This window comes from Mycobacterium sp. SMC-17 (assembly GCF_045310915.1).
In the GTDB taxonomy this organism is placed as follows: domain Bacteria; phylum Actinomycetota; class Actinomycetes; order Mycobacteriales; family Mycobacteriaceae; genus Mycobacterium.
On record NZ_JBJIAK010000027.1, the window covers coordinates 18,598 to 31,911 of the forward strand.

A 13,314-nucleotide genomic window follows, 5' to 3' on the forward strand; every position below is an offset into this window, starting at 1 on the left:
GGGCTACAGCCGCCACAGGGCTTCCTGGCTGGTGCTGGCGATCAGCACCCCACCAGTGTCGTACAGGGCTCCGGTGACCAGCCCGCGGGAGTCCGTGTTGTTGAGCCGGGTGACCTCGTAGCGGTGCCAGTCGCGCGGCACGAAGGGCCGGTGGAACCACACGGCGTGGTCCAGGCTGGCCGCGAAGCCGTCGCGCAGGCTCGTCCCGTCGGGCCGGGCGACGGGTACCGGCCCGAAGTCGGACATGAAGGTCAGCGTGCAGGCGCGGGTCAGGGCGTCGTCCTCGATCTCGTCTTTGGTGCGGATCCAGAACGGGGGCACGGCGAACGCACCGACGTCTTCGGCCCGGACCCGGATATCGAAGAAGTCGGCGGCGGTGAGGCTCGTCGCCTTCGGTACCGAGGCGTCGAACTCCAGGCCCCGGACTTCGGGCCGCTGCCAGTCGGCGCCGGGTTCCGGGACATGGAACGACGCGATCATCTCGAGGATCGTCTTGCCGTTCTGCTTCGCGGTGACGCGCCGGGTGTCGAAGGACCGGCCGTCCCGGGTTCGTTCCACGTGAAACTCCACGTCGATGCCGTACTGGCCGCCGCGCACGAAGTAGAGGTGCAGCGACTGTGGCAGCTTGTCGGGTTCGACGGTGCGGCCGGCCGCACCGAGCGCCTGCGCGGCGATCAGTCCGCCGAACAGGGACCGTCCCGGTCCTTCGGTCGGTTGCGGCGCGATGAAGGTGTCGCCGTCGCGCGCGAAGTTCAGGAGCTGGGCAATCCAGCTTGGCGCAGTAGAGCTCATAAGGCGGCAGCGTATCCGCCGGTAGGGTCTGGCCGTGCGCCCCAGCCGCTCTGCCCTCTATCTGGCCACTGGCACTGGCATCGCCGTGTGGGCCGCAGGCATCGTCTGGCTGGCCGTCGCGCTGCACCCGGTCGACCACTACCTCGTCTCGTATTACCTCGCGGACTACCGGTTCGGTTTCATCCGGCGTGGACTCGCCGGGGAGCTCTTCGGTCCGGGTGACGACGCGGCATTCTTCGGGCGGGCCGGCGCCGCGCGTTGGGCCATCACCGCGTTGTACCTGTCTGCCCTGGCCGCCATTGCCGGCGCCATCGTGCGCACGGGCCGCTCGGAACGCCGGGTCATGCTGGCGTTGCTGGTGCCCGTACTGCCGTTCGGGGTGCCGTTCGCGGTGTTCTCGGCGCGGCCGGACCTGCTCGGCGCGGCGGCGGTGGTCGCCCTCGCACTCGGTGTGGGCGCCCGCCCGGCACTGTCGTGTGCGGCGTACGGATTGTTCACCGCGGTCCTGGCGTTGATGCACGACGCGATTCCGCTCGAATTCGCGTTGGGTGCCGTCCTCGCGATCTATGCGCTGACGCGCGGGCTCACCGCCGCGCGACGCCGGCGCTACGCGGCGTTGGCGGTGCTCCCGGGCCTCGCGGTGGCCGGCCTCATCACGGCACTCACCCGGCGCGGGGTGGCCGACCGGCTGTGCGCGACGACGCCGCACCGGCCCATGCGCATGATGGCGAGCTTTCATGATTTCCAGAACTTCGCCCGGACCGGCCGATTGCCGACACGCGACTTCCACGACTGGGCTTGCCGGTCGTACCTCAATACGTACCAACACAGCGTCCTCGACGAAATTCACACGGTCGCCGCCCGCGGCGCCGGCCAGATGGCGATCTCACTGACGGTCGGCCTGATAGGTCTGGTGGCCTGCCTCGCGGCGGTCCAATTCGTCGCCGGTGTGCCGATCCGCGACTTCCTGGGCGGATTGCGGGATCGCCGGGCCGGCGCGGTCCTTGCGCTGGCGCTGTATCTGCCGATATTCGTGACCGCGTTCGACTGGATTCGGTGGATGCTGCTGATCGCCTTCAACGTCACCGTCGTGTTCCTGCTGTACGTGCGCGGTCGTCCGGAACTCGACCGACCACCGCCGTCGCGCGCGGCGTTCGTGGCGATCGTGTGCGCATTCGCCGCGTTGCCGCTGGGCCTGGCGCCCGGCTGACGGCCCGCGCCGGAATTCGCCGCCTAGGCTGAAGCGCATGGTTCAACGCCGGGGATTCAATGACGCCGTCACCCGTTTCTGGGGCTTCGCCGCCCCCGCCTATGACACCCAGGTGCTGCAGCGCTTCGTCTATCAGCCCGCGCAGGACGAGGTCCTGGCTCAGCTGCGCGCGCACGGCGCCCTGACGATCGCCGATATCGGCTGTGGCACCGGTATTTTCGCCGACCGGATCGAACGTGAGCTCAATGCCGTCGTCACCGGTGTCGACATGTCCGAGGGCATGCTGGCCCAGGCCAAGGCGCGGTCGTCGAACGTCACCTGGCTCACCGCACCGGCCGAGGACCTGCCGTTCAACGATGGCGCACTGGACGCGGTGGTGACGACGTCGGCGTTCCACTGGTTCGATCAGCCCGCCGCGTTGCGTGAGTTCCATCGGGTGCTCAAGCCGGGCGGTATCGCGGCCGTCACCACCATCAGCCCGCGGCAGGTGCTGCCGCTGCACGCGCTGTCGTCGCACATCCTCAACCCCGCCCACAATCCGTCCCCCGCGGAGATGAAGAAGCTCTTCGAGGGCGCCGGGTTCACGGTGTCCGAGCAGCACCGGGTGAAACGGCCGGCGTGGACGCTCATCGTGTCCGACCTGCTGACCGTCGGGACGAAGTAGCCGCCATGCCCGAGCTGCACCCCGACGTCGCGGTCCTGGCGCCGCTGTTGGGCACCTGGGCCGGCAACGGTTCCGGTGAGTACCCGACCATCGCTTCGTTCGACTACCTCGAAGAGGTCACGTTCGGCCATGTCGGCAAGCCGTTCCTGGCTTACAGCCAGCGCACCCGCGCCGCCGATGACGGACGTCCCCTGCACGCCGAGACCGGCTATCTCCGGGTGCCCGCGCCCGGTCGCATCGAATGGGTGCTCGCGCATCCCACCGGCATCACCGAGGTCCTGCAGGGGACGATCAGCACCGACGGTGAGTTCGTGCTCGACCTCGCCACCACCGACATCGGGCGCACCGACTCCGCGAAAGAGGTTGACGCCCTGCGTCGTTGGTTCCGGCTCGACGGAGACACCTTGAGCTACAACGTCCGCATGGCCGCCGTGGGCATCCCACTGCGTCACCACCTCGCGGCTGTGCTGCATCGGAAGGACGCATGACGGAACCACAGACCGGCCGGATTCGGGTCCCCGCCGACCTCGACTCGGTCACGGCCACCGGCACAGAAGACCACACCGACGTCGATCCGCTGGCGGTGGAACGCATTTGGCAGGCGGCACGGCACTGGTACGCGGCCGGGATGCACCCGGCCATCCAGGTCTGCCTGCGCCAGAACGGTCGGGTGGTGCTCAACCGCGCGATCGGCCACGGCTGGGGCAACGGGCCCGACGACCCGGCTGACGCCGACAAGATCCCCGTCGGCGTCGACACCCCGTTCTGCGTGTACTCGGCCGCCAAGGCGATCAGCACGACCGTGGTGCACATGCTCGTCGAACGCGGCGAGCTCGACCTCGACGCCCGCGTCTGTGATTACCTGCCGACGTACACCAGCCACGGCAAGGACCGCACCACCGTGCGGCACGTCGTCACCCACAGCGCCGGGGTTCCGCTGGCCACCGGGCCGCGGCCGGACCTCAAGCGGATGAACGACAGCGAGTACGCCCGCGAGATGCTGGGCAAGCTGCGGCCGATCTACCGGCCGGGCCTGGTCCACATGTACCACGGCCTGACCTGGGGCCCACTGATCCGCGAAATCGTCTCGGCCGCAACGGGTCGCAACATCCGGGACATCCTGGCCACCGAGATCCTCGAGCCGCTTAGCTTCCGCTGGACCAATTACGGTGTTGCGCCCGAAGACGTTCCGCTGGTCGCGCCGAGCCACGTGACCGGCAAGCCGCTGCCGGCGCCCATGGCGGCGGCGTTCAAGAAGGCCGTCGGCGGCACCCCGAACCAGATCATCCCGTTCAGCAACACCCCGGATTTCCTGACCAGCGTCGTGCCGTCGTCGAGCACGGTCTCCAACGCCGTCGAGCTGTCCCGCTTCGCCGAGATGCTTTGTCGCGGTGGGGAACTCGACGGGGTGCGGGTGCTGCGGCCGGAAACGCTGCGCGCCGCGACCGCCCCGTGCCGCCGCCTGCGGCCCGACATCGCGGTGGGACTTCAGCCGATGCGCTGGGGCACCGGATACATGTTGGGCTCCAAGCGATTCGGCCCGTTCGGCCGGGACGCACCGGCCGCCTTCGGGCACACCGGGCTCACCAACATCGCGGTGTGGGCCGACCCGGCCCGGAACCTTGCCGCTGCCGTGGTCAGCAGCGGCAAGCCCGGTGGTCATCCCGAGGCCAACCGGTACCCGGCGCTGCTCGACACGATCGCCCGGGAGATTCGCCGGCCCGCGTAGCGGCGAACAGTACGTGGGCTCATACGCGATGGCGATCTGCCGTCGGTTATTGAACTCAGGGACTTCTCAGAGACGCAGAAGGTGCCTGCGTTCAGTTGCATTGCGGACGAACGCGTTCTGATTGAAGCCACGTACTTTCGCCGCCGCCGCAGCTCTCCAGACGACCTGTGCGAGCCGGAGTACCCGACTACGCCTTCGACGCGGCCTTCGCGAACAGGCGCAGCAGCACCTGGTTGATGGCGATCAGCGCCAGTTTCACCGGCGGGAACGACGCGGTCGAGGTCAGCGAGTAGTCGATGCGCGTGCCCGTGCCCTCGGGGGTCAGCCGCACCTCGCCCGCGTAGCCCGGGAACGGCACGCCGGAACGGGCCTTGTAGCCGAACACGTTGGGGGCGTCGAACGTCACGACCTCTTCGACGATCGCCGGCGCCGGCCCGGGGGCCGAGATGCGGCGGACCGCGCCCAGGCCGTTGGGTGCGGGGGTGCCGGGCTGGTCGATGGTCACGCTGATGCCGGGACCCCAGTTGGCCATGCCTTCGTGGTCGATCAGGGTCGCCCAAACAACGTCGATCGGGCGGGCAACAGTGGTGGTTGCAGTCGATTGCATGGACCGATCATGCCGCACCCCCGCGCAGGGCGCCTGGCAGGCTGTCCCCATGCCCGGCCCAATGCCCGAAGTACCGTTCCGCGACGACCACATCGAGCTCCTGCGCCGCCGCGCGCTCACCGAGGATGCCGCCCGACCGGACGCCGTCCAGCGCCGACATGACGCCGGCGGACGGACGGCCCGCGAGAACATCCACGACCTGGTCGACGACGGCAGCTTCGTCGAGTACGGCCGGTTCGCCATCGCCGCCCAACGGGCACGCCGGGAGCTCGACGACCTGATCGCGCGCACTCCCGCCGACGGCCTCGTGGCCGGCACGGCCCACGTCGACGGCCACCCGTGTGCGGTGTTGTCGTACGACTACACCGTGCTGGCCGGTACCCAGGGCGCCCTCGGTCACCTCAAGAAGGACCGGCTGTTCGAACTGATCGAGCGGATGAAACTGCCCACGGTGTTCTTCGCCGAGGGTGGCGGTGGACGCCCCGGTGACACCGATCATCCGACCGTGTCGTCACTGGACGTCCGCGCCTTTGCGCTGTGGGCCGGCCTGTCGGGCGTCGTACCGCGGATCGCGGTGGTCAAGGGCCGCTGTTTCGCGGGCAACGCCGTGATCGCGGGGTGTTCGGATCTGATCGTCGCGACCGAGGACACGTCGATCGGCATGGGTGGCCCGGCGATGATCGCCGGCGGCGGACTCGGCGACATCGCGCCGGATGCCGTCGGCCCGATCTCGGTGCAGGCACCCAACGGCGTCGTCGACGTGGTGGTGCCCGACGAGGCCGCCGCGGTCTCGGTCGCCCGCCGACTGCTCGGCTACTTTCGCGGACCCACCACACCCGGCACCGCGCCGGACCAAACCGCTTTGCGCACAATCGTTCCCGAGCGCGCCCGCCGCGCATATCAGGTCGCGCCGATCATCGAGACGCTCGCCGACGAAGGCTCGGTCACCTTCCTGCGGCAGAAGTTCGCCCCGGAATTGGTGACCGCGCTGGCCCGGATCGAGGGCCGGCCGGTCGGGGTGCTGGCCAACAACACCATGGTCATGGCCGGTGCCATCACCGCGGCGGCGTCCGACAAGGCGGCCCGCTTCCTGCAACTCTGCGATGCCTTCGGGATTCCCGTGGTGTCCCTCGTGGACTGCCCCGGATTCATGGTGGGACCGGAGGCCGAGGCCGAAGCACTGGTTCGGCGCGGATCGCGGCTGCTGGTCGCCGGCGCGGCCCTGCGCGTCCCGCTGATCGCGGTGATCCTGCGCCGAGGTTACGGCCTTGGCGCACAAGCGATGTGCGGCGGCAGCCTGCATGAGCCACTGCTGACGGTGGCCTGGCCGGGCGCACACCTCGGACCGATGGGACTCGAGGGCGCGGTGCGGCTCGGGCTGCGCAAGGAGCTCGAGGCCATCGCCGATGACGAGGCCCGCGAGCAGGCGGTGCGCGACGCCACCGCCGCCGCGCAGGCCAACGCCGCCGCACTCAACTCGGCTTCGATGTTCGAGATCGACGACGTCATCGACCCCGCCGAGACCCGGTCGCTGATCGCCGCGACACTGGCGACCGCGGAACCCGCGGGCCTGCCGCCGCGCCGGAGCTTCGTCGACACCTGGTGAACGGTCTCAATCCCGCACGCCGCGGTACAGCTGACGACGCACGACGAACCGCTGCAACACCCGGTCGACGGTCCACGCCGGGAACCGGACGGCCTGTCCCCACGGCGTGAACACCTCCAGCCCGTCGGGCTGCGGACCGAGCACCGAACCCCACCGCACGGCCGGCGGCCGGTAGCGGCGCAGCTTGCGGGACCTCAACTGGGCGAGGACGTTTCGTGCCACCAGCGCACCGCCACCGTTACGGGCCGAGGTGCGCAACGGATCGGTGGCCGCGACATCACCGACCGCGAAAACACCCGGATACCCGGGCACCGTCAGCTCCGGGGTGACGCGCACGAAGCCGTCGTCGTCGAGGATGCCAGTAGGCAGCCACGCCGTATTGGGTCGGACGCTCCCGACGGCCCACAACACCGCATCGGCTTCCCCGTCCGGTTGGCCGGTGCTGAATTCGATTGGTCCAGTAGTGATTTCGTCGCGATTCGGGGGCAGCACCGCGCGGTGCCCGAGATGCAGCCGGACACCGAGCTCCGCCAGTCGCTGGGCGACGCGCACCTGGGTTCCGGAATGGTAGCCCGGAAGTATCTGCGCGCCAGGAAAATACAGGTCGACGACCTTGTCAGGCCAGCTGCGCGCCAGGTTCCCGGCACTGCTCACCGCCGTGGCGCCGCCGCCCACGACGGCGATGCGCTGCGCGCGCGCCAGTCGTCCGTGGGTTTCGTGCAGATCTGTGGCGACGTCGTCGGCCGTCTGCAGCGTCGGGCGGCGCCAGAACCCGTTGGTCGTCCCGGTCGAGATGACCAGCACGTCGAACGGCTCGACGGTCTCGGTTCCGTCGGCCGCCACGACCGTGACCGTGCGGGCGTCGAGGTCAGCACCCGTCAGGGCCCCGTGCACGATCCGCACCGAATCCAGGCCACGGAATCTCCGGAAACCGATGAAGTAGTCCCGCGCCCAGGCGTCGGGCCGCGCGACGCGCATGCCGAGTTCCTGACCGCTGACCAGGCCGTCCTTGACCGAGATACCGACCACGTCGGCGTGCGGGGCCAGGCGGACAGCGGCGAGGATGCCGCTGTCCCCCAGCCCGGCGATGACGACGCGCCCCCGCACGTCAGGGCAGGATCGAGTCGACGTAACCGCCGTCGGCGCGCACCGCGGCGCCGGTGGTGGCCGACGACTGCTCCGAGCTGAGGTACACGACCATGTTGGCGATCTCCTCGGGCTCAATCAGCCTGCGCAGCAACGATTGTGGACGGAATTTGATCATGAACTCGCGCTGCGCCTCGTCCCACGGCAGGTTCTTGTCGACCAGCTGATAGACGAAGTCCTCGACGCCACCGGTATGCGTCGGGCCCGCGATCACCGAGTTCACCGTCACGCCGGTACCCGCCGCATCCTTGGCGAAACCGCGGGTCACCGCGAGCAGCGCGGTCTTGGACGTGCCGTAGTGGATCATCTCTTCCGGGATGACGATCGCCGAGTCGCTGGCGATCTGGATCGCGCGGCCCCACCCGCGCTCCGTCATCCCCGGGAGGTAGGTGCGGATGAGCCGCACAGCAGACAGCACGTTCACCTCGAAGTACCGCCGCCATTCGTCGTCGGTGATCTCCTGCGCCGGCGTCGACCCGAAGATGCCGAGGTTGTTCACCAGGATGTCGACATCCGGAAGTTGTTGGACGAGTTGGGCGACGCCGTCCTCGGTCGTGACGTCGGCGGCGACGCCGATGACGTCGGCGAATCCCTTGCCGGTGAGTTCGGCGACGGCCGCTTGGACGCGTTCTTCGCTGCGTCCGTTCACCGCGACGCGGGCCCCGCTGGCGGCCAGCCCTTCGGCGATGGCCAGCCCGATGCCCTGCGTGGAACCGGTTACCAGGGCGGTTTTGCCGGTCAGATCAATGTGCACAATCAGCCTCCAATGAATGTTCCGGTCACACAACGCTAGCGACCCCGCTGAATAATCCGTGGCATGACCGAACTATTGGTTCTGCACATCGCCAAGCGGGCGATCCTGGCCGTGTCCCTCGACGGTTCACGGGTCCGGACGCTGGTCGCCGATGTCGACGAGACGCCCGACGGCATCGTCGTCGATCAGGCCCGGGGCCACATCTACTGGACGAACATGGGCACGCCCGACCCCGAAACCGGCCGGACGTTCTTCACCCGTAACGGGTCGCTCGAGCGTGTGAACCTGGACGGTTCTGACCGGCGGACCATCGTGCCGCGGGGCGCGTTCACCACGGGTAAGCAGCTGACGGCCGACTTCGACGCGAGGTTGCTCTACTGGTGCGACCGCGAAGGCATGCAGGTGCTGCGCTGCCGGCTGGACGGCTCGAGCCTGGAGACGCTGGTGGTGGCGGGTAGCGGTCCGGATGCGCAAGACCCGCGGCACCACTGCGTGGGCATCGCCGTCGACCCGGTGCAGCAGTTGGTCTACTGGACGCAGAAGGGCGCATCCGACGCCGGCCAGGGCCGAATCTTCCGCTGCCGCACCGACATCCCGGTGGGGCACACCGCCGCGGGCCGTGCGGACATCGAGTTGCTGTGGCAGGACCTGCCCGAGCCCATCGACCTCGATCTCGACGCATCCGGAAACCTGGTCTGGACCGACCGCGGCGCCGAACCGAACGGCAACACGCTCAACCGCGGCCGGGTCCAGCCCACGGTCGGGACCTACGACATCGTGTCCCGCGGCTATCAGGAGGCGATCGGTCTGACCACCGCCGATGACACGACCTACTACGTGAGCGAGCTGCGCACCGGCGGCATCCGCGTCGTGAACCTCGCCGACGGGACCGACCGCGAGCTGGCGCAACTGGGTCCCGGCGTCACCGGGGTTGCGCTGGCTCAGCTCTAGCCCGGCCGGCCGGCCGAGGTAGGCGCTCCCGCGGCCCGGCTCGCGGCCTCGATCCCTGACACGTCGCGCACCGCGCCCTGGTCGGCGGAGAGCGCCATGGCAGCGTAGGCCCGCAGCGCGGGTGACACTTCACGGTTCCGGTGCTGCGGCCAATACCCGCCGCCCGCTTCCAGCCGATGCCGGCGGGCGTCGAGTTCGGTTGCGTCGACGCACAATTCGATGCGGCGACCCGGGATGTCGATGTCGATGCGGTCCCCGTCCTGCACCAGGGCGATGACGCCTCCAGCCGCTGCCTCCGGCGAGATGTGGCCGATCGACAACCCCGAGGATCCGCCGGAGAACCGCCCGTCGGTGATCAGCGCGCACACCTTCCCGAGTCCGACACCCTTGAGATACGAGGTGGGATAGAGCATTTCCTGCATCCCCGGCCCACCACGCGGGCCCTCGTAGCGCACCACGACGACGTCACCGGGCCGCACGCGGCCGCTCAAGATCACGTCCTGCGCGTCCTCCTGGGATTCGACGACCACGGCCGGTCCGCTGAAGCGCAGGATCGAGTCGTCGACGCCGGCGGTCTTGACCACGCACCCACCCTCGGCGAGGTTTCCGCGCAGGATGGCCAGCCCGCCGTCGGCCGAATACGCATGCGCGACATCGCGGATACAGCCTGACGCCGCATCGAGGTCGAGGCTTTCCCAGCGGCAGGACTGCGAGAACGCAGAGCTGGACCGCACCCCGCCCGGCGCGGCGAAAAACAGGTCCACGGCCGCGTCCGAGACCTTGGGAGTTCTCGTGTCCCACGTCTCGAGCCACGAGGTGAGCGAATCGGCATGGATCGCATGCACATTGGTGTCCAGTAGGCCCGCGCGCAGCAGCTCTCCCATCACGGCGGGGATGCCACCGGCCCGGTGCACATCCTCCATCAGGTACTTGCCGTTGGGGGCGACCTTGCAGATGCACGGAATCCTGGTGGAGAGCGCTTCGATGTCGGCAAGATCGAAATCCACCTCCGCTTCACGTGCCGCCGCGAGCAGATGCAGGATGGTGTTGGTTGATCCACCCATCGCGATGTCGACCACCATGGCGTTGGAAAACGCTGCGGCAGAAGCAATGTTGCGGGGTAGCGCGCTCTCGTCGTCCTCGTCGTAGTAGCGCCGGGCCAGAGCCATGACGGCCGCACCGGCGTCCTCATAGAGCCGGCGGCGCGCCGTGTGGGTCGCCAGCGTCGTGCCGTTGCCCGGCAGCGCCAGCCCGATCGCCTCGGTAAGACAGTTCATCGAGTTCGCGGTGAACATGCCGGAGCACGACCCGCAGGTCGGGCACGCCGCGGCTTCGACGCGCTCGAGGTCGGCGTCCGAGACCTCGGGAGCGACCGCGTCGGTCATCGCCGAGATCAGGTGCAGGCCGGTGCGCACCGTGCCGTCGACGAGCGTCGCCGTGCCGCCCTCCATCGGCCCGCCCGACACGAACACCGTCGGCACGTTCAACCGCAGCGCAGCCATCAACATGCCGGGAGTGATCTTGTCGCAGTTGGAGATACAGACCAGCGCATCCGCGCGGTGCGCGTTGACCATGTACTCGATCGAGTCGGCGATCAGGTCGCGGGACGGCAGCGAGTACAACATGCCGCCGTGCCCCATGGCGATGCCGTCATCGACGGCGATGGTGTTGAACTCCCGCGCTATTCCGCCGGCCGCCTGCACGGCGTCGCACACGATGCGGCCCACCGGCTGCAGATGGGTGTGGCCGGGGACGAACTCGGTGAAACTGTTGGCCACAGCCACAATTGGCTTGCCGAAGTCGGCGCCGGACACACCGGCGGCGCGCAGCAAGGCTCGCGCGCCGGCCATGTTCCGGCCGTGGGTGACGGTCCTGGATCGCAATTCGGGCATGGCACCCATGCTTCTGGACGGCGCGCGACAGGCGAAGACGGTGCTGCCTCTAGTACTGCCACTACCAGTCTTAGCATTGAGCGATGTCCAACCAGGCCGCCCGCGCAGAGCTGGGCGGATTCCTGCGGATGCGCCGGGAGGCGGTCGACCGCGCCGAGCACGATCTGCCGCCGATCCGGGGCCGCCAGACCGGCCTCCGCCGCGAGGAAGTCGCGTTCCTGTCCGCCATCAGCGTCACCTGGTACACGTGGCTGGAGCAGGGCCGTGACATCAATCCGTCGCGACAGGTGCTCGACGCCATCGGGGAAACGCTGCGGCTCTCCCCTGCCGACCAGACGTACCTGCTGTCACTCGCCGGTTTCTCCCCGGGTGGCGCGCAACTCATGCCGGATACCGGCGAACCGCCTGATCATCTGCTCCGGCTTCTGGAGGCGTTCGGCCGCTCGCCGGCCTTCGCGATCGATCTCGACTGGGAGATCACCGCATGGAATCGCGCCTACGCGGCGCTGTATCCCCGGGTGCGGACGGTCGCTCGCGAGGATCGCAATCTGCTGTGGCTGGTGTTCACCGATCCGTCGATCCGGCAGCTGATGCCGGACTGGGACGTGGAGAGTCGGCGCTTCGTTTCGGAGTACCGCATGCAGAACGGCGCCCGACTCGGCGAGCCCGCGGTGGTCGAGCTGCTCGACCGATTGCGCGCGGACAGTCAGGAATTCGACCGTGTCTGGAACGACCACACCATCGAGGGTTTTCAGACCCGGATCCGTCGGTTCGCCCATGAGGCACTCGGCGATATCGAGCTGGAGTATCACCGGCTGGCCCCGGCCGACCTGCCGGATCTGAACATCGTCGTCTACACCCCGGCCACCGCGGAGGCGGACCGGCAGCTCGACCGTATCCGGGGCGGCTAGCTGGCCTGGATGAACGCGGCGATGCCCTGACAGATGGCGTTGGCGTAGGTCTGCCACCCCTGCATGGTGGCCATGGCGGCGCCCTCTTCGGGGTTCTTCATGTTGCCGCACTCGACCAGGATCGATGGGAACTGAGCGAGGTTCAGGCCGGTCAGGTCGGCCCGGCCGTACAGACCGTTGCTGCCGATGTAGGTCGCCGGCGTCAGCCCCGCGGCCACCATCCGATCGCGCATGATCTGGGCGAATCGCACTGACGGTCCGGCCTGCACCTGGTTCAGCGGCGGCGCCGAGTAGTTGACGTGGAATCCGTGGCCGCCCGCGGGACCGCCGTCGGCGTGGACCGACACGACCGCATTGGGCCGCAGGGCGTTCGCCATCTCGGCGCGCTGGTCGACGCACGGCCCGAGGGCGTTGTCGTTGTTGCGCGACAGGTGCACCTGCACGCCGGCGTTCGCCAGCTGCTGCTGCATCAGCAGCACCACGTTCCAGGTGAACGAATGTTCGGGGAAGCCCGCCGTCGTGGACGTGCCACTGGTCTGGCAGTCCTTGGTGCCGCCGCGGCCGGTGGGCACCTGCTTGGTGATCGACGAGTCGTTGGCCCCATTGTGCCCCGGGTCGAGGAACACGACGGCGCCGGCCAGCCCAGCGGCTCTGGCCACGGGTGCGGTGAGTGACGACACAACGGCGGGCATACCGACCAGAACCGGCGCCGCCGCAGCCATTCTCAGCATGCGTCGGCGCGAGATGCAGCCGACGCCCTTACCTGCGTCGTCTCTTTCACACGGGCTACTGGTCACTGATCGGATGCTACGGACCGAGACTGGGAACACCCCCGAGCGCCCTGACACGGTTCCGTCACGAAGCAATAACTTCTTTCGGGTTCGGCGTACGGTCGAGGCGTGGAGACGAATGTCGAGACAGCAGGCGTCGGCGCACGGATCAAGGCCATGGCAGGCTGGGCGGCCGCACGCACCCGCAAGACCAGCCCATCGCCACTTTTGCCGTGCTGGGAAGCCCCGCCGGCGCAGTACGGCGTCGGAGTGCACCACAAC

Annotated in this window: 13 protein-coding genes; 7 read left to right on the forward strand and 6 right to left on the reverse strand. The window is 68.9% G+C overall.

The genetic code is table 11. The features are described 5' to 3' along the window. Positions 1-3: 3 nt before the first annotated feature. Positions 4-792, reverse strand: coding sequence for an acyl-CoA thioesterase (locus ACJH7A_RS17785; RefSeq protein WP_406802450.1), 789 nt, complete (start codon positions 790-792; stop codon positions 4-6). A gap of 34 nt (positions 793-826) precedes the next feature. Between ACJH7A_RS17785 and ACJH7A_RS17790 the strand changes: the two genes are divergently transcribed. The 4 genes from ACJH7A_RS17790 to lipE are packed head-to-tail and all read left to right on the forward strand — an operon-like array spanning position 827 to position 4,395. Beyond that, positions 827-2,002: a hypothetical protein gene (locus ACJH7A_RS17790; protein WP_406802451.1), complete on the forward strand. Its 1,176-nt coding sequence runs from the start codon at positions 827-829 to the stop codon at positions 2,000-2,002. 37 nt (positions 2,003-2,039) lie between these two features. Beyond that, positions 2,040-2,666: a class I SAM-dependent methyltransferase gene (locus tag ACJH7A_RS17795; RefSeq protein ID WP_406802452.1), complete on the forward strand. Its 627-nt coding sequence runs from the start codon at positions 2,040-2,042 to the stop codon at positions 2,664-2,666. 5 nt (positions 2,667-2,671) lie between these two features. Then, a complete protein-coding gene (locus ACJH7A_RS17800) occupies positions 2,672-3,154 on the forward strand; it encodes a peroxynitrite isomerase (protein ID WP_406802453.1) in 483 nt (160 codons plus the stop codon). Beyond that, entirely contained in the window at positions 3,151-4,395 is a 1,245-nt protein-coding gene (gene lipE / locus ACJH7A_RS17805) for a lipase LipE (protein ID WP_406802454.1), read from the forward strand. The genes ACJH7A_RS17800 and lipE overlap by 4 nt, the downstream gene beginning before the upstream one ends. Positions 4,396-4,582: 187 nt before the next feature. Here lipE and ACJH7A_RS17810 read toward each other — a convergent pair whose 3' ends face one another. After that, positions 4,583-5,002 (reverse strand): SRPBCC family protein, encoded by a 420-nt coding sequence (locus ACJH7A_RS17810; RefSeq protein ID WP_318984041.1) that lies wholly within the window; start codon positions 5,000-5,002, stop codon positions 4,583-4,585. Between the two features lie 61 nt (positions 5,003-5,063). Between ACJH7A_RS17810 and ACJH7A_RS17815 the strand changes: the two genes are divergently transcribed. Next, positions 5,064-6,608, forward strand: a complete 1,545-nt coding sequence (locus ACJH7A_RS17815; protein WP_406802479.1) for an acyl-CoA carboxylase subunit beta — start codon at positions 5,064-5,066, stop codon at positions 6,606-6,608. Positions 6,609-6,614: 6 nt separating this feature from the next. Here ACJH7A_RS17815 and ACJH7A_RS17820 read toward each other — a convergent pair whose 3' ends face one another. After that, positions 6,615-7,715, reverse strand: coding sequence for an FAD-dependent oxidoreductase (locus tag ACJH7A_RS17820; RefSeq protein ID WP_406802455.1), 1,101 nt, complete (start codon positions 7,713-7,715; stop codon positions 6,615-6,617). Position 7,716: 1 nt separating this feature from the next. Further along, on the reverse strand, positions 7,717-8,508 hold the full coding sequence (locus tag ACJH7A_RS17825; protein ID WP_212807669.1) for an SDR family NAD(P)-dependent oxidoreductase: 792 nt from the start codon (positions 8,506-8,508) through the stop codon (positions 7,717-7,719). A gap of 63 nt (positions 8,509-8,571) precedes the next feature. Here ACJH7A_RS17825 and ACJH7A_RS17830 point away from each other — a divergent pair, with 63 nt between their 5' ends. After that, positions 8,572-9,459, forward strand: a complete 888-nt coding sequence (locus ACJH7A_RS17830) for a hypothetical protein (protein WP_406802456.1) — start codon at positions 8,572-8,574, stop codon at positions 9,457-9,459. Here ACJH7A_RS17830 and ilvD read toward each other — a convergent pair. Further along, complete coding sequence (gene ilvD / locus ACJH7A_RS17835; RefSeq protein WP_406802457.1) at positions 9,456-11,351, reverse strand: dihydroxy-acid dehydratase; 1,896 nt, start codon at positions 11,349-11,351, stop codon at positions 9,456-9,458. The genes ACJH7A_RS17830 and ilvD overlap by 4 nt on opposite strands. Positions 11,352-11,434: 83 nt before the next feature. Between ilvD and ACJH7A_RS17840 the strand changes: the two genes are divergently transcribed. Continuing rightward, a complete protein-coding gene (locus ACJH7A_RS17840; RefSeq protein ID WP_406802459.1) occupies positions 11,435-12,262 on the forward strand; it encodes a helix-turn-helix transcriptional regulator in 828 nt (275 codons plus the stop codon). Here the strand turns inward: ACJH7A_RS17840 and ACJH7A_RS17845 are convergent. Then, complete coding sequence (locus ACJH7A_RS17845; protein ID WP_036420132.1) at positions 12,259-12,993, reverse strand: Rv3717 family N-acetylmuramoyl-L-alanine amidase; 735 nt, start codon at positions 12,991-12,993, stop codon at positions 12,259-12,261. The two genes, ACJH7A_RS17840 and ACJH7A_RS17845, sit on opposite strands and share 4 nt — an antisense overlap. Positions 12,994-13,314 lie beyond the last annotated feature (321 nt).